Annotated in this window: 19 protein-coding genes; 4 read left to right on the top strand and 15 right to left on the bottom strand. The window is 75.9% G+C overall.

The features are described 5' to 3' along the window. Positions 1-44: 44 nt before the first annotated feature. The 7 genes from C7M71_RS07705 to C7M71_RS07675 form a co-directional block, all read right to left on the bottom strand. On the bottom strand, positions 45-1,118 hold the full coding sequence (locus tag C7M71_RS07705; protein WP_229758603.1) for a sugar ABC transporter substrate-binding protein: 1,074 nt from the start codon (positions 1,116-1,118) through the stop codon (positions 45-47). A 193-nt stretch (positions 1,119-1,311) separates the two neighbouring features. Beyond that, positions 1,312-2,205 carry an ECF transporter S component gene (locus C7M71_RS07700; RefSeq protein WP_114914246.1) on the bottom strand — a complete coding sequence of 298 codons (894 nt, stop codon included), beginning with the start codon at positions 2,203-2,205 and terminating at the stop codon, positions 1,312-1,314. Beyond that, positions 2,202-3,854, bottom strand: a complete 1,653-nt coding sequence (locus C7M71_RS07695; protein ID WP_114914245.1) for an ABC transporter ATP-binding protein — start codon at positions 3,852-3,854, stop codon at positions 2,202-2,204. The genes C7M71_RS07700 and C7M71_RS07695 overlap by 4 nt, the downstream gene beginning before the upstream one ends. Further along, positions 3,851-5,080 carry an energy-coupling factor transporter transmembrane component T gene (locus C7M71_RS07690; RefSeq protein WP_407675874.1) on the bottom strand — a complete coding sequence of 410 codons (1,230 nt, stop codon included), beginning with the start codon at positions 5,078-5,080 and terminating at the stop codon, positions 3,851-3,853. Before C7M71_RS07690 ends, C7M71_RS07695 begins: the two co-directional genes overlap by 4 nt. A 4-nt stretch (positions 5,081-5,084) precedes the next feature. After that, positions 5,085-5,801 (bottom strand): SCO2322 family protein, encoded by a 717-nt coding sequence (locus tag C7M71_RS07685; RefSeq protein WP_175607652.1) that lies wholly within the window; start codon positions 5,799-5,801, stop codon positions 5,085-5,087. Then, positions 5,798-7,192: a prenyltransferase/squalene oxidase repeat-containing protein gene (locus tag C7M71_RS07680; RefSeq protein ID WP_114914244.1), complete on the bottom strand. Its 1,395-nt coding sequence runs from the start codon at positions 7,190-7,192 to the stop codon at positions 5,798-5,800. The genes C7M71_RS07685 and C7M71_RS07680 overlap by 4 nt, the downstream gene beginning before the upstream one ends. Positions 7,193-7,416: 224 nt before the next feature. After that, positions 7,417-8,025 (bottom strand): TetR family transcriptional regulator, encoded by a 609-nt coding sequence (locus tag C7M71_RS07675; RefSeq protein ID WP_111493749.1) that lies wholly within the window; start codon positions 8,023-8,025, stop codon positions 7,417-7,419. 186 nt (positions 8,026-8,211) lie between these two features. Here C7M71_RS07675 and C7M71_RS07670 point away from each other — a divergent pair, with 186 nt between their 5' ends. From C7M71_RS07670 to C7M71_RS07660, 3 genes are all read left to right on the top strand, one after another. Continuing rightward, entirely contained in the window at positions 8,212-9,588 is a 1,377-nt protein-coding gene (locus tag C7M71_RS07670) for a glycosyltransferase family 4 protein (RefSeq protein ID WP_111493747.1), read from the top strand. Between the two features lie 85 nt (positions 9,589-9,673). Beyond that, positions 9,674-10,483, top strand: coding sequence for a class I SAM-dependent methyltransferase (locus C7M71_RS07665; protein ID WP_111493745.1), 810 nt, complete (start codon positions 9,674-9,676; stop codon positions 10,481-10,483). Continuing rightward, positions 10,480-11,577, top strand: coding sequence for a prenyltransferase (locus C7M71_RS07660; protein WP_111493743.1), 1,098 nt, complete (start codon positions 10,480-10,482; stop codon positions 11,575-11,577). The genes C7M71_RS07665 and C7M71_RS07660 overlap by 4 nt, the downstream gene beginning before the upstream one ends. 136 nt (positions 11,578-11,713) lie before the next feature. Here C7M71_RS07660 and C7M71_RS07655 read toward each other — a convergent pair whose 3' ends face one another. From C7M71_RS07655 to C7M71_RS07645, 3 genes are all read right to left on the bottom strand, one after another. Further along, positions 11,714-12,673 carry a hypothetical protein gene (locus C7M71_RS07655; protein WP_111493741.1) on the bottom strand — a complete coding sequence of 320 codons (960 nt, stop codon included), beginning with the start codon at positions 12,671-12,673 and terminating at the stop codon, positions 11,714-11,716. 64 nt (positions 12,674-12,737) lie between these two features. After that, a complete protein-coding gene (locus C7M71_RS07650; protein WP_114914677.1) occupies positions 12,738-13,658 on the bottom strand; it encodes an N-acetylmuramoyl-L-alanine amidase in 921 nt (306 codons plus the stop codon). A 106-nt stretch (positions 13,659-13,764) separates the two neighbouring features. Continuing rightward, the gene (locus tag C7M71_RS07645; protein WP_162824178.1) at positions 13,765-14,466 is read right to left on the bottom strand and encodes a hypothetical protein; all 702 of its coding nucleotides are present in this window, start codon (positions 14,464-14,466) and stop codon (positions 13,765-13,767) included. A 945-nt stretch (positions 14,467-15,411) separates the two neighbouring features. Between C7M71_RS07645 and C7M71_RS07640 the strand changes: the two genes are divergently transcribed. Then, positions 15,412-15,915, top strand: coding sequence for an NUDIX hydrolase (locus tag C7M71_RS07640; RefSeq protein ID WP_111494439.1), 504 nt, complete (start codon positions 15,412-15,414; stop codon positions 15,913-15,915). A 25-nt stretch (positions 15,916-15,940) separates the two neighbouring features. Here C7M71_RS07640 and C7M71_RS07635 read toward each other — a convergent pair whose 3' ends face one another. The 5 genes from C7M71_RS07635 to C7M71_RS07615 form a co-directional block, all read right to left on the bottom strand. After that, positions 15,941-16,609 carry a class I SAM-dependent methyltransferase gene (locus tag C7M71_RS07635; RefSeq protein WP_111494437.1) on the bottom strand — a complete coding sequence of 223 codons (669 nt, stop codon included), beginning with the start codon at positions 16,607-16,609 and terminating at the stop codon, positions 15,941-15,943. A gap of 86 nt (positions 16,610-16,695) precedes the next feature. After that, positions 16,696-16,953 (bottom strand): LysE family translocator, encoded by a 258-nt coding sequence (locus tag C7M71_RS07630; RefSeq protein WP_265737690.1) that lies wholly within the window; start codon positions 16,951-16,953, stop codon positions 16,696-16,698. Between the two features lie 223 nt (positions 16,954-17,176). Beyond that, positions 17,177-17,365 (bottom strand): hypothetical protein, encoded by a 189-nt coding sequence (locus C7M71_RS07625; RefSeq protein ID WP_111494433.1) that lies wholly within the window; start codon positions 17,363-17,365, stop codon positions 17,177-17,179. A 290-nt stretch (positions 17,366-17,655) separates the two neighbouring features. After that, the gene (locus C7M71_RS32540) at positions 17,656-19,521 is read right to left on the bottom strand and encodes a S9 family peptidase (protein ID WP_114914242.1); all 1,866 of its coding nucleotides are present in this window, start codon (positions 19,519-19,521) and stop codon (positions 17,656-17,658) included. An 82-nt stretch (positions 19,522-19,603) separates the two neighbouring features. Then, a complete protein-coding gene (locus tag C7M71_RS07615; protein WP_162824177.1) occupies positions 19,604-21,010 on the bottom strand; it encodes a protein kinase domain-containing protein in 1,407 nt (468 codons plus the stop codon). Positions 21,011-21,114 lie beyond the last annotated feature (104 nt).

Here is a 21,114-nt window from a genome sequence, read left to right as displayed (position 1 = left end):
GCGCTTCCTCGTGGTGGAGTGCCGGGGCCGGAGCCGTCGCCGGGCTAGCTGATGCCGGCCTTGGCGCACTTGTCGGCGTACTCGGTCGTGCACAGCTCGGCCTTGGTGACGAATCCGTCGTCCACGACCGTCTTGACGTTCTCCTTGGTGATCGCCTCGGGCACCAGCAGCACCGAGGGGACGTCGCGGTTGCCCTCCGGGTCGTGGACGGTGCCGGTGGTCTCGCCCTCCTTGCCGTTGGCCAGCGAGACGGCCAGCTCGGCGGCGGCCTCGGCCTCCTTCTGGACGGCCTTGTAGACGGTCATGCACTGGTCGCCGTTGAGGATGTTCTGGAGTCCCTGGACGGTGGCGTCCTGGCCGGTGACCGGCACCTTGCCGTTGACGCCGTTCTTCTTCAGCACGGCGATGGCGGCGTTGCCGAGCCCGTCGTTGGCCGCCAGCACGCCGTCGATCTTCCCGCCCTGCTGGGTGTACATCTGCTCGAAGATCGTGCCGGCCTGCTGGTTGTCCCAGTCGGGGACGGACTGGTCGGCGACCTTGGTGTAGCCGCTCACCTGGGACAGCACACCGTCGTAGCCCTGCTTGAAGAGCGTGGCGTTGTTGTCGGTGGGCGAGCCGTTGAGGTAGGCGATCCGGGCGTCCTTCTTGCCGTCGGCGGTGAGGCACTTCTGCAGGCCCTCGCCCTGGAGCTTGCCGACCGCGACATTGTCGAAGCTGACGTAGTACTTGGCGCTGCCGCCGAGCGTCAGCCGGTCGTAGTCGATGGTGGCCACGCCCTGCTGCTTGGCCTTGTCCAGGACCGCCTTGCCGGTGCCGCTGTCCAGGTTGACGATCATCAGCACGGTGACGCCGCTGGTCAGCATCTGGTCCGCGATGGTCTGGAACTGCGCCTTGTCGCCCTGCGCGTTCTGGATGTCGTACGGCAGCCCCGCCGCCTTGAACGCCTCCTCCAGGTACCGGCGGTCGGCGGTCTCCCAGCGTGCCGAGGACTTGGTGTCCGGCAGGATGACCCCGATCTTCCCCTTCGGCTTGGCGCTGCTCGCGCCGTCCCCGCCGGCCGATGCCGTCCCGCCGTCGGAGCTACACGCGGCCAGGCCCAGGACCAGCGGAAGTCCCACAGCCAGCAGCATTCTCGTTCGCTTGATCACGGAACTCGCCTCTCTCGCGGAGCATCCACTGACGGCACGGCAGTGGTGGGACCCATTTGTCAGCGCGCAAAACATATGAGCGTGGTCAGCGGGTGTCCATGCGCAGACGGGTAACGATTGCGACACGTCGCCCAGGACGGCGGCCGCCCTCGGTGACGTGCCCTCAGTTTGCGCTCTCGAAGGAGACCGGGGCGTCGAAGGCGGCACGCCGGGTGGCACGGCGGAGGGCCCGCAGGACGGGGGTGCCCAGGGTGAGGCAGAGGATGACGGTGACGGCGGCGCGGGGCAGGTCCCAGCCTAGCGAGGTGGCCAGGCAGTAGGCGGCGAAGCGGGCCAGATTCGCGGAGAGCGGGTCGCCGGGGACAAAGGAGACCGAACTGCTCATACCGCCGAGGTAGGGCCACCCCTGGAGATTCATCACGGTGCCGTAGAGCACCGAGGAGACGGCTCCATACCCGGCCAGCAGGGCCAACTCGCCGCGCCCCCGCAGACCGGCCGCGCCCGGCAGCAGCCCGGCGCCCGCGCAGACCCACCCCATGGCGAGCATCTGGAACGGCAGCCAGGGCCCGACGCCGCCGGTCAGCAGACCCGAGGCGAACATCGAGACCGCGCCGAGCACGGCACCGAAGCCGGGCCCCAGCACCCGCCCGGAGAGCACCATCAGAAAGAACATCGGCTCGATCCCGGCCGTGCCCGCGCCCAGCGGGCGCAGCGCGGCGCCGGCGGCGGCCAGCACGCCGAGCAGCGCCACCGATTTGGCGTCCAGGCCCGCGCCGCCGCCGGAGGCGGCCCGCCCCTCGGCGATCTGCGCCACCACCACGGCCAGCAGCAGCGGCAGCAGGGCCGCGAAGAGCCAGGGCGCATCGGCGGAGTGGCCCACCAGGTCGGCGCCGGGGGAGGCGAGCAGCGGCCAGCCGAAGGCGGCGACGCCCACGGCCGAGGTCAGCAGCAGGGCGGCGGTCGAGCGGCGGCCCAGCGGAACCGGACGGGCGAGTGGGACCGGACGGGCGAGCGGAACCGGACGGGCGAGCGAGCGGCGAGTGGCGTCGCGCTTCATACGGGGGCCCCGGGTTCGGTACGGGCGAGGGCGTCGCGCACCTGGCCGACGGTCAGCCACGGCTCGGGCGCGAGCACCTTGGCGACCTGCGGGGCGAAAGCGGGGGAGGAGGTGACGACGGCGGCGGTGGGGCCGTCGGCGACGATCTCGCCGTCGGCCAGGATGACCGTGCGGTCGGCGAGTTCGGCGGCGAGCTCCACATCGTGGGTGGCCAGCAGGACCGCGCAGGGACCGTCGGCGGCCAGTTCCCGCACGATGCGCACCAGCCGCTCCTTGGCCGCGTAGTCCAGGCCCCGGGTCGGCTCGTCCAGCAGGATCAGCGAGGGCCGGGCGGTCAGCACCACGGCCAGTGCCAGGGTGAGCCGCTGCCCTTCGGAGAGGTCGCGCGGGTGGCTGCCGTCGGCCAGGCCCGGCAGCAGCCGCTCCACCAGGGCGCGGCAGGTGCCCGGTGCCGCGCCGCAGTCGGCGTCGGCGGCGTTGCACTCCGCCGCCACCGTCTCGCCGTACAGCAGGTCGCGCGGGTCCTGCGGGACCAGCCCGACCCGGCGGATCAGCTGGGCGGGCCGGGTGCGGTGCGGGGTGAGCCCGGCGACCCGCACCGACCCGGAGGACGGGGCGTGCAGCCCGACCAGGCTGCCCAGCAGGGTGGACTTGCCCGCGCCGTTGCGGCCCATCAGGGCGGTGACCGTGCCCCGGTGCAGGGTGAGGTCGACACCGCGCAGCGCCGCCACCGGCCCGCGCCGCACCACCAGGCCCCGCACCTCGGCGGCGGGCTCGGCTGCGGTCTGGGCGGCAGGTTCGGCTGCGACGCGTACGGGGACGGCGGGCCCGGTGCCCGCCAGGCGGGCCCGCAGCGGGGCGGCCCGGCGCCGGGCGTCGCGTACCGAGAGCGGCAGCGGCGACCAGCCGGCCGCCCGGCCCAGCCCGACCACCGGGGGGAAGACCGGTGAGGCGGCCATCACCTCCGCCGGTCCGCCGACCACCGGGGGCAGGCCCGGTCCGGGCAGCAGCACCACCCGGTCGGCGTACTGGACGACCCGCTCCAACCGGTGCTCGGCCAGCAGCACGGTGGTGCCCAGGTCGTGGACCAGCCGTTGCAGCACCGCCAGCACCTCCTCTGCGGCGCCCGGATCGAGGGCGGAGGTGGGTTCGTCCAGCACCAGAAGCCGGGGGCTCACGGTGAGCACCGAGCCGATCGCCACCCGCTGCTGCTGCCCGCCGGAGAGCGAGGCGAGCGGCCGGTCGCGCAGCTCGGCGAGGCCCAGCAGGTCCAGGGTCTCCTCGACGCGGCGGCGCATCACCTCGGGCGGGGTGCCCAGGGACTCCATGCCGTAGGCGAGTTCGTCCTCGACGGTGTCGGTGACGAAGTGGGACCTCGGGTCCTGGCCCACGCTGCCGACCACATCGGCGAGTTCACGCGGCCGGTGGGTGCGGGTGTCCCGGCCGGCGACGGTGACCCGGCCGCGCAGTACGCCGCCGGTGAAGTGCGGCACCAGTCCGCTGACCGCCCCCAGCAGGGTGGACTTGCCCGAGCCGGACGGCCCGACCAGCAGGCACAGCTCCCCCTCGGGGAGGTGCAGATCCACTCCGCAGAGCGCGGGCGCGGCGGCGTCGGGGTAGCTGACCGAGACCTGCTCAAAGGTGATCACTGCTGGGCTTCCTTCCGTTCCTCGCGGCCCGCCTGCCCGGGCACCGCCGTCCCGGCATCCCCCGCACCCGGCCGTGCCCGCGCCGGTACGACCGGCATCGGCGGCACCGGCGCGGCCACCGCCGGGACCAGCCCCAGCAGCACGGCGCCCGCCGCCGCCAGCGGCAGCACCGGCATGGTGACCGGCACGGCCGCCGGGTGGAACGCGGCCGGGTCGCGGGTCGACAGCCACACCGCCAGCGCCGCGACCGCCGCCCCCGAACCGGAGACCAGCCACTCCCGCGCCGCCCATGGGTCCGGCCGGTAGCGGGTGCGCAGCGCCCGCCGCCCGCCCACCAGCAGCCCGCCTCCGGCGGCGGCCACCCCGGCGGCCAGCAGCGGCAGCGCCCACGCCGTTCCGGCGTCGGTGAGCAGCCCGTACACCGCGACACAGACCCCCGACAGGCCGGTGAGGGTGAGCGCGGCGGTGGTGCGGCGCACCGCGACCGGCACCTCGGCGGTACGGCCGAAGCCCCGGGTGTCCATGGCGGCGGCCAGGCTGACGGAGCGTTCCAGGGCGCCCTCCAGCACCGGGATGCCCACGCTCAGCAGCGCCTTGACGCCCCGGTCGGAGCGTCCGCGCAGCCTCCGGGCGGACCGCAGCCGCTGCACGTCGGCGACCAGGTTGGGGGCGAAGGTCATGGCGACCACCACCGCCACCCCGGCCTCGTACAGCGCCCCCGGCAGGGCGCGCAGCAGCCGGGCCGGGTTGGCCAGCGCATTGGCCGCCCCCACGCAGCCCAGCAGCACCGCCAGCCGGAGGCCGTCGTACAGCGCGAAGAGCAGCGCCTCGGCCGTCACCCGGCCGCCCAGCCGCACCCCCTGCGCCCAGTCGGGCAGCGGCACCTCGGGCAGCGTGAAGAGCACCCGGGTCCCCGGGATCGGCGAGCCCAGGACGACCGCGAAGAGCAGCCGGATGCCGAGCACCAGCAGACCGAGCTTCAGAAACGCGCCATACGAGCGGGACCAGGCCGCCGCGCCGCGCCGCGCGGCCACCACATGACCGGCGACGGCGGCGGCCAGGAGCAGCAGCAGCGGGTTGGTGGTGCGGGAGGCGGCGGTGGCCAGCCCCAGCGCCCAGAGCCACCATGCGCCGGGGTGCAGCTGGCGCGGACCGGCCGCCGGACGGGCCGTGCGGAGGCGGGCGGGGGCGGGGGCTTCGGTCACGGGGGGAGTCCTGGAGGGCATGCGGTCAGCGGGTGCGCCGGCGGCGGGCCTGTACGGCGGCGCCGACCGCGACCAGCGCGATCAACCCGCCGCCCAGCGCCAGTCCCAGCACCGGGCCGCCTCCTCCGCCGTCGTCGTCACCGCCGCCGCCGTCAGCGCTGGTGCCGCCGGTGCCGCCGGTCGGGGCGACCACCTCGCCGCAGCCCTGACGGGGGTAGCCGGTGATGGCGCAGAGCACGCCGCCGGTGTTGTAGCGCAGCGGCGGGACGGCGGCGGCCAGCACCTCGGCGCTGCTGGCGTCGGTCGGCACCACCGCGCACAGGGTGCGCCGCTCCGGGGGCCGCTCGCCCGACGGGGCGTCGGCCGGGGTGCCGAAGTCCAGGACCACGGCGACGCGCTTGCGGCCGTCGCGGGGCGGGGTGGTGGCGCAGATCGCCGCGAAGTCGCCCGCCGCGCGGGGCCGGGCGGCGTCGCTGCCGCCGTCGGGGCTGACCGCGAACCGCCAGCCGTCCACGCCGCCGTCCAGCGGGCGGTAGGTCGCCGGGCCCTGCTGCTGGTATGTCCAGGCGCCCTGGGACCAGTCCCAGAAGGACCAGTAGCGGTATCCGGTGGCGTGCGCGGGCGTCGCGCCGAGCAGCGGCAGCGCCAGCAGGCCGGCCAGCACCAGCACCAGGCCCGGCGTGTGCCGCATCGCGGCGCGGCTGCCCGCCCGGTGGGGCCCGGCCGTCGGCAGCGGGGTCACCGGTCCTCGCCGGGGGCCGGGGCCGGGGCGGGGGTGGTCTGCTCCGGGGCCTCGGCGGCGGCCCGCGCGGCCGTGGCGCCGTTCCTGCGGTTGAGGCGGAGGAACACCCCGCCGCCGACCAGGACGACCAGGACCATGGCGATCAGCCACACCGGGGAGAAGCCGCCGTTCTCGTCCTCGTCGGTGCCGGTCACCGAGGAGCCCGGCGCCAGGGTGGCGTCGGGCGCGGCGGAGGCGGCCGACGCGGCGGCGGACGGCACGGCGGCGGGCGCCGGACCGGAGTTGATCAGCATCTGGACGACATTGCTGCCACCGAAGTTGTACGGGTCGAGCCCGGTCGCCCGGGCGACCAGCAGCAGCGTGGCGGCGGCGGACGGGTTGACACCCTGCTCGCCCCGCATCCAGCTGTAGCCGTTGCCGGCCAGCCAGTCGGCGGCGTCGGACGCCTGGTCCGGGTGGCCGGCCGCGACCAGGCTCAGCACGGCCCAGGAGGTGGCGTTGTAGTCCGGCGCGGGGTCGGCGCCGGGCAGCGTCTGCATCAGCCGCTGCTTGCCGTCGGCCAGCCGCTGGACCAGGAAGTGCGCGGCGGCCTCGGCGGACTGCCGCTGCGGCACCGCGCCCTTGGCGCCGTCCTTGCAGCTCGGCGGGGCGGCCGGCTGCTCCCGGCGGGTCACCGGGGCCACCGGCAGCGCGCTGCCGGCGGCGGCCAGCGCCGCCTGGGCGGAGGCGAAGTCATTGGCGTCCAGCCCGCCCGACTTGCCGGGCTGGTAGGCGAAGGCACCGCGCTGCGCGGCGGGTGCGTCGCAGCCGAGCTGGAAGGAGGCCAGGCCGTCGTAGCCGCTCCGGCCGCGCTTGCGCACCTGCGCCGGGTCGGCCCCGGCGGCGATCAGCGCATTGACGGCCAGTCCGGTGGAGTTGGCGTCGCTGGCGCCGCCGGGGTTGTACGACCAGCCGCCGTCGGAGTTCTGGTGGCGCCTGATCCAGGTGACGCCCTTGGCGGCGGCGGTGGTGTGGCCGCCGAGGGCGGTCAGCGCCTGTACGGCGAGCGCGGTGGCGTTGCTGTCCTCGGTGGCGGCGGTGCAGTCCGCCTCGGTGTCGGCCCGGAAGGACGGCCAGCCGCCGTCCTCGCACTGCTGCCCGACGAGCCAGCGGACCGCCTCGTCGGCGGGCGCGACCTCGGCGGTGTGCAGGGCCAGCAGGGCCAGCGACTGCCGCCAGACCCCGTCGTACGTGGGGTCGTCCTTGCCGTAGAGGCCGGCCGGTACGGCCACCGCCGACGGGGACGCCTCCGGGGAAGCGGTGTCATCGGCCAGGGCCGGGGCGGCGGCGGTGCCGGCGAGGAGCACGGCGGAGGCGAGCACGGCGCCCGCGCGGACGGCGGCGGAGAGCATGAGAGGGGATTGCCTTTCGGGAAGCGGTCGTGGCCGCCGCCGTCAGGGGAGCGAGGGCCGTCCATGGACCTCGGCGGTGGACCGGGCCGCTGCTGTCGCGGGCAGCCCGGAGAGCCGCCGGGCACTGCGGCTCACCCGCCGCCGGGGGCCGGGTGGCGGCTGCGCGGCCACGGGGGAGGCGCATGGAGTTGTGCCCCGACACTCTAACCGGCGGCCGGAGCGGCTCACTCCAGGGTCAGCAGCCGGGCGGCGGTCTCCAGGTCGGAGCGGACCTCGGCGATGGAGGACCGCCCCGACAGCCAGGTGACCAGGGCCGACTGCCAGGTGTGCTCGATCACCCGGACGGCGGCACGCTGCCCCGCCGTCGGCGGCCGGTCCTGGCCCATGGCGTCCACGATGATCGCGGTGGTCAGCCGGCAGACCTGGTCGACCTCGGCGCTGACCGACCGGTCGGCGAAGGTCAGCGCCCGCACCATGGCCTCGGCGAGCTGCGGTTCGCGTTGCAGCGCATGGAAGGCGCGCATCAGGGTGGCGGTGACCCGCTCGCCCGGGTCGTCCCCGGTGGGCGGGTGGCGGCGCAGCTGGTCCAGCATCCGCTCCAACTGCGCCTGCATGGTGGCGACCAGCAGATGGATCTTGGAGGGGAAGTAGCGGTAGAGCGTGCCCAGGGCCACTCCCGAGGTCTCCGCGACCTCCCGCATCTGCACCGCGTCGAAGCCGCCCCGGCAGGCGAGCGCGGCCGCCGTGCGCAGGATCCGGCGACGCCGCTGCTCCTGCCGTTCGGTGAGCGGCGGTCCGGCGGCCCTGGCAGCCTGGATGGCGCTGGTCGTCATGGGCGGTCCCGATCGTGGGCCGCGCGGCGGGCTGCCGCGGGGCGTGGCGCGAATCACCAGCCCTGCCTCCGGGGGGAAGGCTACGGACCGGTATCTTCGAGTTCTCCTACCTGTTCGATACTGAAACCTGTTCTACTTTACCCCCGGCGCTGACGCCCGGGGAGGTGCGGGAAGAAGGAGCCAAGGGTGACCGCGCAGACGCGATCGTCGGGGCAGCAGCTCTCCGGTCCGCAGGATTCGCGGCACCGGGCGGCGCAGGAGGCCGAACGGCCGCTCCGGGTCGCGCTGCTGTCGTACAAGGGAAACCCGTTCTGCGGCGGCCAGGGCGTCTATGTACGCCACCTCTCCCGCGAGCTGGCCCGGCTCGGCCACCGGGTCGAGGTGCTCGGCGGGCAGCCGTACCCGGTGCTGGACCAGGTCGACGGGCCCGGGTCGGTCACCTTCACCGAGATCCCCAGCCTGGACCTGTACCGCCAGCCCGACCCCTTCCGCACCCCGCGCCCCGGCGAGTACCGCGACGCGGTGGACCTGCTGGAGGTCGCCACCATGTGGACCGGCGGCTTCCCCGAGCCGCTGACCTTCTCGCTGCGCGCCCGCCGCTTCCTCGCCGCCCGCCGGGGCCGCTATGACGTCGTGCACGACAACCAGACCCTCGGCTACGGCCTGCTCGGCCTGGAGCGGCACGGCTTCCCGCTGGTCACCACCGTCCACCACCCGGTCACCGTCGACCGCGAACTGGAACTGGAGTCCGCCGCCGACCTCAAGCGGCGGCTCTCGCTGCGCCGCTGGTACGCCTTCACCCGGATGCAGAAGCGGGTCGCCCGGCGGCTGGACCACATCGTCACCGTCTCCGGTTCCTCCAAGGACGAGATCGGCCACCACCTCGGCGTGGACCCGGCCCGCATCGCCGTGGTGCCCATCGGCGCCGACACCCGCCTCTGGTCGCCCGACCCGGCCGTGCCGGTGGTGCCCGGCCGGATCGTCACCACCTCCAGCGCCGATGTGCCGCTGAAGGGCCTGGTCTTCCTGGTCGAGGCGCTGGCCAAGGTCCGCACCGAGCGCGACGCCCACCTGGTGGTGGTCGGCAGCAGCCGCGAGGACGGCCCGGTCGCCGAGGCGATCCGCCGACTCGGCCTGGAACCGCATGTCACCTTCCGCAGCGGCATCGGCGACGGCGAACTGGTCGACCTCTACCGCTCCGCCGAGGTCGCCTGCGTGCCCTCCCTGTACGAGGGCTTCTCGCTCCCCGCCGCCGAGGCCATGGCCACCGGCACCGCGCTGGTCGCCACCACCGGCGGCGCCATCCCCGAGGTGTCCGGCCGCCACGGGGAGACCTGCCTCGCCGTACCGCCCGGCGACCCCGGCGCCCTGGCCGCCGCCCTCGGCCGGCTGCTGGACGACCCTGCGCTGCGCGCCCGCCTCGGCGCCGCCGGCCGTGAGCGGGTGCTGGCCCGCTTCACCTGGGAGCGGGCCGCCGCCCTCACCGCCGACCGCTACCGCGCGGCCATCGCCACCGGCGCCGGGCAGCGGGCCAGAGCCGGCCGGGGCTGGCGCTACGTCTGACGGCCCGCCGCCGACCGACTCTTGACGCACCATCACGCCGGATCGGACCGGTCCGGCCGGCGCAGCAACGAATGGGAGCCACGCAGTGCTGACCGTCGACTTCTCCCGCTTCCCACTCGCCCCCGGCGACCGGGTGCTCGACCTGGGCTGCGGCGGCGGCCGGCACGCCTTCGAGTGCTACCGGCGCGGTGCCCAGGTCATCGCGCTCGACCGGAACGCGGAGGAGATCGCCGAGGTCAGGAAGTGGTTCGCGGCCATGGAGGAGGCCGGTGAGGCCCCCGCCGGAGCCACCGCCACCGCCATGGAGGGCGACGCCCTGGCGCTGCCCTTCGAGGACGAGACCTTCGACCGGGTCATCATCTCCGAGGTGATGGAGCACATCCCGGACGACATCGGCGTCCTCGCCGAGATGGTCCGGGTGCTCAAGCCCGGCGGCCTGATCGCCGTCACCGTGCCCCGCTGGCTGCCCGAGAAGATCTGCTGGGCGCTCTCCGACGCGTACCACGAGGTCGAGGGCGGCCATATCCGCATCTACCGGGGCGACGAGCTGCTGGCGAAGATGCGCGGCGCCGGGCTGCGGCCCTACGGCACCCACCACGCCCATGGCCTGCACTCCCCGTACTGGTGGCTCAAGTGCGCCTTCGGCGTCGACAACGACGGCGCGCTGCCGGTGAAGCTCTACCACAAGCTGCTGGTCTGGGACATCGTCAAGCGCCCGCTGGCCACCCGGCTCGCCGAGTCCGCGCTGGATCCGCTGATCGGCAAGAGCTTCGTCGCCTACGCCGCCAAACCGCACCGGCCCGCCGAGCCTGAGCACGCCGCCGAGCCGCAGCAGCCCGCCGAGCCCGAGCAGCCCGCCGAGCCGCAGCAGGTCGCCGCCGAGAGCGGCGCATGACCGCCGCCGAGGAGGCGGCCGTCCCCGACGCGCTGGTGCTGCCCGGCGTCCTGGACGCCGCCCAGGCCGCCGCCACCGTCCGGACCATCCTCGCCGACCAGCGGCCGGACGGCGCCATCCCCTGGTTCACCGGCGGCCACCTCGACCCCTGGGACCACACCGAGGCCGCGATGGCACTCGACGCCGCCGGCGAGCACCAGGCCGCCGAGGCCGCCTACCACTGGCTGGCCGCCGCCCAGAACGCCGACGGCTCCTGGTACGCCTCCTACACCGACGGCGTCCCCGACAACCGGGCCAAGGAGACCAACTTCTGCGCCTACATCGCCGTCGGCGCCTGGCACCACCACCTGGCCACCGGCGACGACATCTTCCTGGACCGGATCTGGCCCGCCGTACGCCGCGCCATCGACTTCGTCGTCGGCCTGCAACTGCCCGGCGGCGCGATCAGCTGGCGCCAGGAGGAGGACGGCACCACGGCCGGCGACGCCCTGCTCACCGGCTCCTCCAGCATCCTGCACGCCCTCCGCTGCGCCCTCGCCGTCGCCGACCACCTGGAGGAGCCCCAGCCCGACTGGGAACTCGCCGCCGGCCGGCTCGCCCACGCCATCGCCCACCACCCCGAGCGGTTCCTGGACAAGAGCCGCTACTCGATGGACTGGTACTACCCCGTCCTCGGCACCGCGCTGCGCGGCGCCGCCGCCGAACGGCGCATGGCGGAGGGCTGGGACCGCTTTGTCGTCCAGGGCCTCGGTGTGCGATGCGTCTCCGACCGGCCCTGGGTCACCGGCGGCGAGAGCGCCGAACTGGCGCTGGCGCTCTGGGCGGTGGGCCAGTCCGACCGGGCGGTGGACATCCTGCGCTGGATCGGGCACCTGCGCCACCCGGACGGCTCCTACTGGACCGGCTATGTCTTCGAGGACGACGCCGTCTGGCCGGAGGAGCGCACCACCTGGACCGCCGGGTCACTGCTGCTGGCCGTCGCCGCGCTCGGCGGCGACCATGCCACCGCCACCGTCTTCGGCGGCGACCAACTGCCGCCGGGGCTGGCCGTGGCGGACTGCTGCGAGGCCGCCCGGGACGGCAGCCGCACCTGACGGCAGCGTGCATCCGACTCCGACGGACGCGGCGGGCGGGCCGGATTGCTCCGACCCGCCCGCCCGCACCGCTCGGTACTGCCGTGCTCCGTACCGCCGGTGCTCCGTACCGCCGGTGCTCCGTACCGGCACCGCGTCAGCCGCGCTCGATGCCCGAGGTGTCGGTGAGCAGCCCATGCCGCCCGTCCGGCAGCCGGGTCAGCAGCGCCGCGCCACGCTGCTCCACGGCCAGGAACCAGGTCCCCGGGGTCAGCTCGCCGATCGGCGGGCCGACCGGGTTGTCCTCCGGCGCCAGCGGGCGCGGCGATGGGACGGCGAACCAGAAGGGCGAGAAGTCCTGCACCGGAGGGGCGGCCGGGGTGGGGGCGGGCGCCGGGACGGGCGCACCCGCCGGACCGCCGAAGGAGGCGCCCTGCGGCTGCTGCACGCCGGGGCCGGGCTGCGGTGCGCCCCACGCCTGGGCGCCGCCCGGCTGCGGTGCGCCCGGCTGCTGGACTCCGGGCTGCTGGACTCCGGGCTGCTGGACTCCGGGCTGCTGGGCGCCCGGGTAGCCGTAGCCGCCGCCCTGCTGCGGACCGCCGAGGTAGCCGCCCTGCTGAGGGCCGGGGTAGCCGCCGGGCTGCGGGGCCGGTGCGGCCGGGGGGTCCGGCAGCAGCTTGGCCTGGAGCGCCGGAACCAGCGGGGTGGCCACCGCGCCCCCGGCCAGGATCACCGCCGACAGCAGCGCCAGATAGGCGCCGAACCCGCGCTCCAGGACCTCGCCGGTGCTGGTGAAGAGCGACCAGAGGGCACTCCAGGTGGCGAAGACGGCCAGCGCGGTCCCCCACTGGTCCAGCCGCAGACCGGCGATCTGCCGCGACCGCGCGGCCTCGCCCTGCTGGAACCGGGCGTACAGCACCAGGGCCCCGCCGGCGACGCCCGCCAGCACCACCGACGCGAGGTGGAGCAGGAAGGCGCCGTGCCAGGAGCTCTGCGAGCAGCCGCTGCCGACGCACTCCGTGCTCAGCGCGTAGAGCGGCAGAAAGGACGAGATCAGCAGCAGCAGTGCCCCGACGGCGACGGCGGCGTCTCCCCGAGTCAGAGAGCGCAGATTCACGGACGGTTCCCCTCGGTCGTGTATGTCGTGGTCGGTGTGGTTGATGTTCGAACGGACCAAGAGCCTAGCGACCCGGCCCGGTGAGGAAGGCGGTGAGGCCGTCCGCGATGCCCTGTGCCGCGCGCTTGCGCCACTCGGGATCCTTCATGCGCCGGGCGTCTGCGGAATTGCGCATATTGCCGCACTCGATGAACACCTTGGGCACCTTCGACAGGTTCAGCCCGCCCAGATCGTCGCGGACGTCGATGCCGTCATGGCCCAGATAGGTGGAGAACGGTTCGCCGGTCGCCGCCGCGAAGCTGTCCCGCAGCCGCAGCCCCAGCGTGCGCGACGGACCGGTGATCGGCGTGGTGTCCGCCGCGCCCGACACCACCCGGGCCGGGAGGATCACATGGAAGCCGTGCGCCGAGGCCGGAGCCCCGTCGCCGTGCACCGACACGGCGGCGTCGGCGTGCACCCGGTTGCCGGCGGCGGCCCGCTCGTCGATGCACGGCCCCCAGGCGCGGTCGCCGTCCTGGGTCAGCACCACCCGGGCGCCCTCCGCCTCCAGGATGGTCCGGACCCGCCGCACCACGTCCAGCGTGAAGGACGCCTCCGGGTAGCCGTCATCGGTCTCGGTACCGGTGGTGTCGCACTCCTTGCGGGCACTGCCGATGTCGACCCTGCGGTTGATCTCCGCCGGATGCGCGCCATTGCCCGGGTTGTGGCCCGGGTCCAGCACGACCGTACGGCCCGCCAGCGGGCGCCCTGCGGGGGCCGCGCCCTGGCCCTGGCCCTGGCCCTTGGACTCGGACGGCGACGGGGAGGGCGACGCCGACGGGGGCTCCGAGGTGGCGGGCGGCGGTGGGACGGCGGACGCGGCAGGGGTGGACGCGGCAGGGGTGGACGCGGCGGCGGTCCGGCCGCCCGTGCCGCCGCCGCCCGCCACCGCGTGCCAGCCGAGCCAGCCGGCGAAGCAGGTGGGCGCCAGTACCGCCACGGCCATCGCCACCCGGGCGGCGGGCGACCGGCGGGGCCGCAGTTCGCCGTACGGGGCGCCGAAGAGGGCGTCGTCGGGGTCGGGGGTGTTCCGCTGGAAGGACACGTTCCGGTCAGATCCCATCCCCGGTCCGCGACGCGAGGCCGTACCGGTTGGCGATCGGGTTCCATCTGATGACAAAGGACTGCTTGCTCTTGGAGGCCCGGCCGCTGATCGCGTCGCCCTGCTCGCGGTCCGAGGTCCGGGGCGCGGTGCCGTCGGGGCAGCCATCCGCGATCACGGCGTCGGCCCACCTGCCGTACGCCCGGTCCGCGTCGGCGGACTGCTGCCACGCCGTACGCAGCAGCTGGGCGGCGTCCTGGCCGCCGTCGAGCGCGCCGAGATCCAGCGAGTCCAGCTCGCCGATCAGCTGCTCACGCTGGGTCGCCGCCTGCTCGAAGACCTTGGCGGCGCTCCGCATCGACGCGCTGTCCGGGCAGCTCTGCACGGTGGCGACGGCATTGCCGACCTGCTGGCGGGCGCCGCTGTTGCGGGTGAGCAGATCGTCCAGCGCCTTCGCCTGGCGCCCGGCCGCGTCCTGGTCGGCCGAGGGGCTGTCGGAGGCCGCGCCGGACGACTGCGGGGCGTCCGGCTCCGAGGGGGGCGGCGGGGCGGCCGTGGCGTCGCCGCCGGGCGCGGCGGTGGAGGGGGGAGTGGCCGTGGTGCCGGGCTTGCCGCCGCTCAGCGCCCACACCAGGCCCCCGCCCAGCCCGGCCGCGAGCAGCACCACCAGCACCACCAGCAGCGCGGTACGCCCACCCCGGCGCTCGGCCACGGGCACCGGACCGGGAACGGGCGGCGGCGGATAGCCGTACCCGGGCGCCGGCGGGTACGGGTAGCCGTACCCGGGCATCGCGCCCGGCGCGGGCGGCGCGGGTTCGGCCGGCGGTTGCAGGGGTAGCCGTAGCCGGGCACCTCGGGTGGCCCCGGTGGCCCAGGCTGGTAGGCGGTGGTCGGAGGTCCGGCCGGGGGCGCCGGGGGGTAGCCGTACCCGGGCACCGCACCCGGCGCAGGCCCGTAGGCCGCCGTCGGGGGTTCGGCCGGAGGCGGCGGTGCGGCGGGTGCCTCGAATGACGTCGGCAGATAGGGACGCCCGCCCGGCGGAGTGCCCTCCCCGCCCCGCGTCTCCTGCCCGGTCACGGTCGGCTGCGGCCCGCCGTCGGCGGCGGGCTTCCGCAGCTGGTGCGTCCTGGCGTCGCCGCGCCGCACCCAGCCGCCGGCCCCGCCCCTCGCCGTCGGGTCCCAGACCGCCGGTGCGCTCTCGTCGTCGTTCGCCATCCCGCCTCCCCCGGTCGGTCCCGGCCGGCCCGCCGCGCCGCGTCCCATCGAGCTCCCCGGCCGCGCGCACCCGCGCCGCCGTACGGCCTCACCGTACCGGGCCCGACCCACGCCCCACGGCACCGTGCCCGGCCGGGCAGCACCGGCGACAGGGCCGCGACCGGTACGGCATGGTCCGCCGGCTGCGCTCCCGCCGACCGTCGCACGCGGCGCGGACGGCATCGTGCTCGCTCCGGCGGCAGGCTTCGCCACCGTCGACCCGAGCGGCCGGAGGGTCGTCCAGGCGGTCGAGGACGCCTCCCCGGCGCTCGGTGCTCGGTGCGAGCTTCGCTGCGGTCGGGGCGTCGATCCGACCGAGGCGGCGGTGGCGTCGGAGGGCGGGCCCCATCGCCCCGGGCACGGTGATCGACGCAGGCGCGTCCGCTCTGGCAGGGTGACCGGGATGCGGACACCCAGGAGAGCAGCGAGAATCGCGGTGCTGGACCCGGCCGGGGCGATCTTCATGTTCCGGTATGACAACGAGGAGGTCGGCGTCCACTGGGCGATGCCCGGAGGCGGCCTGGAGCCGGGGGAGAGCCCCCGGCAAGGGGCGGCGCGCGAACTGCGCGAGGAGACCGGCTGGACCGACATCGCACCCGGACCGGTCTGGTTCAGCTGGGAGCACGACTACACCAGGGCCGGGGTCCCGGTGCGCCAGTACGAGCAGGTCTTCCTCGCCCAGGGCCCGCGCCGGGACCCGGTGGGCGACCTCGCCGCCGCGCATGCGGAGGACGGAATCCTGCGCGGGCGCTGGTGGACCCCGGCCGACCTGGCCGGTGACACCGAGCCGCTGTGGCCCCCGCAGCTTCCCGCCCTGCTCGCACGGCTGCGGGAGGAGGGCCCGCCCTCGGCGCCCGTCGACCTCGGCCATGTCCGCGACGCGGCCCCGCCGATCGCCGGGAGCTGAGCCCCGGATCAGCGGATTCGGCGGATCAGCGGGCCCGGCGGCGCAGCACCCGCAGTGACCCGGTCACCGAGACCTCCGCGAAGCCCTCGGCCAGGGCCCGCCGGTAGACCCGGTACGGTGCCTGGCCGCCGTCGGCCGGGTCGGGGAAGACGTCGTGCACCACCAGCAGGCCGTCCCCGGCCAGGTGCGGCACCCAGCCCTCGTAGTCGGCGGTGGCGTGCTCGTCGGTGTGGCCGCCGTCGATGAAGACCAGCCCCACCGGTGCCCCCCACACCGCCGCCACCTGCGGCGACCGCCCGACCAGGGCGATCACATGGTCCTCAAGTCCGGCCGCGTGCAGGGTGCGGCGGAAGCGCGGCAGGGTGTCCATCCGGCCCACCTCGGGGTCGACCAGGGAGGCGTCGTGGTACTCCCAGCCCGGCTGCTGCTCCTCGGACCCCCGGTGGTGGTCCACCGTCAGCGCGACCGTGCCGGCGTCCCGCGCGGCGGCGGCGAGCAGGATGGCGGAGCGCCCGCAGTAGGTGCCGATCTCCAGCAGCGGCAGTCCCGTACGGGCGGCGGCGTCCACCGCCGCCGCATACAGCGCCAGACCCTCGTCCAGCGGCATGAAGCCGGTCGCCGCCTCGAATGACGCCACCACCTCCGGCGCCGGCCGGGGGACGGTGCCGGTGGTCTGCCGGGGGTGGTGCGCCATGTCTGCTCCCTAGCTCCCTGCTCATGCCGCCCCGGGGCGGTCTGCCGTCTGCCGCTGGACCCTACTCGACGGCGGGTGGCGGCAGGTCAGTCGCCGGCGGCCAGACGCACCCCGAAACCGACGACGACCAGCCCGGTGATCCGGTCCAGCAGCCGCCGGGCCGCCGGGCGGAGCAGCCAGCCGCGCACCGTGTGGGCGAAGCCGACCAGGACGGCGGACCAGAGCAGCCCCTCGGCGACATGGACGCAGCTGAGCAGCACACCCATCGGCAGATGCGGCGCCGAGGCGGGGATGAACTGGGGGAGTACGGCGACGTAGAAGACGCCCACCTTGGGGTTGAGCAGCCCTAGTGGGGGTTCCGGGCGCCGGGCCCGATGCGTTATACATGGATCACGTGCCTAGAACGCGTTCTATGCACGGCCCGTGATCGGCGGCCCCAGGCCGCAGCGGACGACCCCGGCGCGGCCGCAGGTGCGGACGGCCGCGCCGGGGTCCCGGCACCACAGCGAGGGCTCCGCACCGGCCGGTGCGGAGCCCCCGTGCGTCCTATGCGTCTCGCGGGTCCGGCTATGCCTCGGACGAGGCGGTGGAGAAGGACTCGCCCAGGCGGCGGTGGCGGCCGTGGCCGGTCTCCGGCTGCGGGGCGACGGTCCCGTCGTCCCGGGCGACGGCTCCGCGGTGCCGCCCGGCCACGCCCGCCATCGCCGCCGCCTCGGCGGCGCGGTTCTCAGTGGTGTCGGTGAAGGCTTCGGACATCAGATTTCTCCGTAGGAGGGGTGAGGAGTCGGTGGTGCGTTGCGACGCACCGGCCCAGGGGGCCTCCCGGCCGTCCGGAGGACGGCGAAGGCCGTGCGGGCACGCTGAAGCGCCCAGCGTCGGACCGGTCCTGGGTCACCGTGGCGACCGCTCGGATGGATCACCTTACCCAGGCGGTCACGGCCGGTGCACGCATGGCCCGAATCCGTCAGTGGCCGGGCGTGGTGCGGGGACCGGGTACGCGCCCCGAAGAGCGGACGGTACGTCAACTCTCGTCCGTACAGGGCCGATCAGGCCGGACGCCCGGTACGCAGAAACGCCGCCAGCAACTCCCGCAGCACCGGTGCGCCGCCCTCCGCCAGCACCTCGTGGCCCGACCCCGCCGCCTCCACATACCGGAAGTCCCTGCCCTCCACCCGCCCGACCCGCAGCAACTGCTGCCGCAGCAGCCGGGACTGGCCGACCGGGACCACCTCGTCGCGGTCGCCGTGCACCATCAGCAGCGGAGCGCCGATGCGATGGCAGAGCCGCAGGACATCGCGCGGCCCCCGGTCGTCGTCGATCGGGTCGCCGCCGCCGAGCCTGGCGATCAGCGCCCGCACCGGGGCGGACGCCTCGGCGAGCAGCCGGGCACCGGAGAGGAACGGCGCCACCACCGCGCAGCGCGCCACCTGTCCGGCGGGTGCATGGCAGGTCGCCAGCAGGGCCAGGAAGGCGCCATAGCTGATCCCGAAGAGGGCGGGCGGCTCCAGACCGAGAGCGGCGCGGCGGGCCGCCAGGTCCGCGAGCAGGGCGAGGACGTCCTCCAGATCCGGGCCGCCCCAGGCGCCGTTCAGGCAGGTGGCGTGGTCCGGCCCGTAGCCGCTGCTGCCCCGCTGGTTGGGGGCGGCCACCGCCAGCCCCTGGGCGGCCAGCCGTTGCAGGGTCGGGTCGAACTCCAGCCGCCAGGCGTCCGCCGGACCGCCGTGCAGCGCCACCACCAGGTGCGGGGCGGTGGCCCAGCCGTCGCCGCCGTAGACCACCGCCTCCACCGGCCCTGCCGCGCCCGGCAGTTCGGCGGTGGTGGCCGGGTGCCATCGGCCGCCGTCGCCGGGCTCGGCACTGGAGTCCAGCCGCCACCCGGCCGGGAACCCGGACGGCGCCCGCAGCGCGTCCACGTCCAGGGTCGCCAGCGCGGCGGGGCGGTCCGGAGCCGAGTACGGCAGCCGCAGACCCGCCGGTGACCAGTGCGCCACCGCGCCGAGCCGACCGGGCGGGATCGGCAGTGGATCGAGGCCGCCGCCCGCCGGCCGCCACACCGCCAGCGTGGAACCGGCCCCCCGGTCGAGCTGTACGGCGACCCGCAGTTCGGCCGCCGCCCTGTCGGTGGCGGGCTCCACGGCGATCGGGCGCAGCAGGGCTCGGGACGGGTGCAGGCACTCGGGGAAGCGCAGCGGCTGCCCGTCGCCGAGGACACCCCAGCCCAGCCGGTCGGCGCCGGGTGCGTCGCTGCGGACCACGGTCAGCCGGGTGTCGGGGTCGAAGAGCACCAGGCGGTCATTGCTGCTCTCGGCGATCTCCAGCAGGGGCGACACGCTGCCGTCGGCGAGGTCCAGCACCACGGTCCGGACCAGGCCGTCGGCGATCCGGTCCAGGGCGAGCAGCCGCCCGTCGCGGTCCAGCCAGATGCCGCCGCCGAAGAGTCCGGGCAACTCGGCGGCCTGCCTCGGGGCGCCGCCGTCGGCGTCGACCAGCCAGACCGTGGTGACCGGCCGGGCGTCGCTGCCCAGGGCCACCGCGAGCGGCGTGCCCGGTCGGGCCGACGCCGGGGCGGGCAGCGGGAGCAGCCGCAGCGAGGGTGCCCGCAGGGCGCCGAGGGGTTGCTCGGTGAAGGGGCCGAGCACGGCCGGCCGGTGGTACTCGCCCTCGCTGCGGCAGACCAGTACGCGGCCGTCCGGCAGTGCCACCAGCTGGGCGTGCAGGTTCTCCGACCGGCCGCCGGGCAGGGGCAGCGGGGTCGGCACGGAGGCGCCTCCGGCCGGGTCCAGCCGCCAGCTCTCCGCGTACCAGCCGCCGCCGTCGGAGGCGGCCAGGCAGGCGGCGTGGGAGCCGTCGGGGGCGAAGGTGAAGGAGACCCGGCGGAGGGTGGGGGTGGCGGTGTGGAGGGTGGGGGTCATGGGGTGGCTGCCTGGGTGGGATGGGGGTGGCGGGCGGCGTGGGAGCCGTCGGGGGTGAGGGGGGCTGGGCGGTGGGCGGGCGTCATGGGGTGGCTGCCCGGGTGGGGTGGGGGTGGCGGGCGGCGTGGGAGCCGTCGCGGGGGATGCGGTCCGGCGCGGCCGGGTGGTGGGCCGGTGGCGGGGCGGCGGAGGACGGCCGGGGGGTGCCGTCGCACAGCAGCCGCCGGACCTCCCCGAGACCCATCCGCTCGCCGGGGTCGCTGCGCCGCAGCCCCAGGACGGCCGGGGCGAGGCGGCGGGCGGTCCGGCCGGTGCGGGCGGCGAGGGCGAGCCAGCGGGCCAGGCGGTCCTCGGCGGGGCGGGGGCCGGGGCCGTCCGGCAGCAGCGGATCGTGGCCGGTGGCGAGCAGGAAGAAGAGGCCGCCCAGGGCGAAGAGGTCCCCGGTGGGCTGGGCCAGGCAGCTTCCGGCGGGGAGGTCGCCGGGCCGGGCGCTGCGCAGACCGCGCCGGGGGCGCCGGTCCTCGGGCGGCAGATAGCCGGGGGTGCCGGCGCAGCGGACGACCGATCCGGTGGCGGCGGCGGGCCGGAGGTTGACCAGCCGGAGCCCGCCGTCGGGCCGGACCATGACGTTCTCCGGGGTGAGCCCGCGCAGCACCAGGTCATGGGCGTGCAGCCGCTCGACCAGGTCGACCAGGGCGGCGGCCATCGGCCGGGCGGCCTCCCAGGGCACATCGGGGGCGCCGTCCCGGGTGAGGCGGGCGGCGACCCAGGCGCCGAGCGGCCGGCCGGGGATGCGCTCCTGGACCAGCAGCAGCCGGTCGGCCTGCCGGACCAGTTCCAGCGGACGCGGGGTCAGGCCGCTGCCGTCGAGCCGCCGGAGCAGCTCGGCCTCGTGGCGCAGGGCCTCGCGGGCGCTGCGGCCCAGGGCCTGCTTGACCACCACATCGGCGCCGGTGGCGGTGGACCGGCCCAGGTGGACCGAGCCGGCCGGGCCGTGGCGCACGGTGGCGGTCAGCACATAGCCCCGGCCCGGGTCCGCTCTCCGGTGACGGGGGCCGATCAGGACCGGACCGGGTGTCAGCTCCACTTCCGGGCCGGGGCCGGGGTCGGGGCCGAGGCCGGACAGCCGCTCGGCGGCCCCGTGCAGCGCCTGCACCAGGCGGATGTAGTGGGCGTCGTCGTCGGGGTGGAGGGTGATCTCCCCGCAGTCGGCGGTGACGGTGAAGGCGCAGGGGTCGGCCGCCGCGATCCGGGCCACCCCGGCCAGCACCTGGGCCGCCCGTGCGGAGTCGCGACCGGCGCCGACGCGGACGTGGATCCGCCGACCCCGGGCGCGGACCCGGTGGCCGGGCGGCCGGACCGTGCACCGCAGGGCGTCGGCGGCGAACCCCCATCCGCCGTCACCGCCCCCGGTGCCGGCCACGGCCGCCCGTGCGACCTCCACCGGCGTCCAGCCACCCGTCGTACGGCGCGGTGTGCCCTTCCCCATGCTCCACACCTCTGCCTCGGACCCGTCGGCGGCCGGACCTGCGCCGGCTTCGGAATGCGGGGCGGTCACGGACGCGTGTCCGGTCCCCCTGACCCATCCGGCCC

Origin of the sequence: Peterkaempfera bronchialis (assembly GCF_003258605.2) — a bacterium.
Classification (GTDB): Bacteria; Actinomycetota; Actinomycetes; order Streptomycetales; family Streptomycetaceae; genus Peterkaempfera; species Peterkaempfera bronchialis.
The sequence above is the reverse complement of the archived record's forward strand: the minus strand, read 5'-3'. Positions and strand labels throughout refer to the sequence as shown.

Excerpts from the sequence above, each read along its gene's own strand:
- C7M71_RS07650 (WP_114914677.1), bottom strand. The coding sequence starts at position 13,658 with ATGGCCGTGGCGGTACTGGCGCCCACCTGCTTCGCCGGCTGGCTCGGC.
- C7M71_RS07635 (WP_111494437.1), bottom strand. The coding sequence starts at position 16,609 with ATGGCGCACCACCCCCGGCAGACCACCGGCACCGTCCCCCGGCCGGCG.
- C7M71_RS07660 (WP_111493743.1), top strand. The coding sequence starts at position 10,480 with ATGACCGCCGCCGAGGAGGCGGCCGTCCCCGACGCGCTGGTGCTGCCC.
- C7M71_RS07675 (WP_111493749.1), bottom strand. The coding sequence starts at position 8,025 with ATGACGACCAGCGCCATCCAGGCTGCCAGGGCCGCCGGACCGCCGCTC.
- C7M71_RS07680 (WP_114914244.1), bottom strand. The coding sequence starts at position 7,192 with ATGCTCTCCGCCGCCGTCCGCGCGGGCGCCGTGCTCGCCTCCGCCGTG.
- C7M71_RS07700 (WP_114914246.1), bottom strand. The coding sequence starts at position 2,205 with ATGAAGCGCGACGCCACTCGCCGCTCGCTCGCCCGTCCGGTTCCGCTC.
- C7M71_RS32540 (WP_114914242.1), bottom strand. The coding sequence starts at position 19,521 with ATGACCCCCACCCTCCACACCGCCACCCCCACCCTCCGCCGGGTCTCC.
- C7M71_RS07615 (WP_162824177.1), bottom strand. The coding sequence starts at position 21,010 with ATGGGGAAGGGCACACCGCGCCGTACGACGGGTGGCTGGACGCCGGTG.
- C7M71_RS07640 (WP_111494439.1), top strand. The coding sequence starts at position 15,412 with ATGCGGACACCCAGGAGAGCAGCGAGAATCGCGGTGCTGGACCCGGCC.
- C7M71_RS07690 (WP_407675874.1), bottom strand. The coding sequence starts at position 5,080 with ATGCCCTCCAGGACTCCCCCCGTGACCGAAGCCCCCGCCCCCGCCCGC.
- C7M71_RS07625 (WP_111494433.1), bottom strand. The coding sequence starts at position 17,365 with ATGTCCGAAGCCTTCACCGACACCACTGAGAACCGCGCCGCCGAGGCG.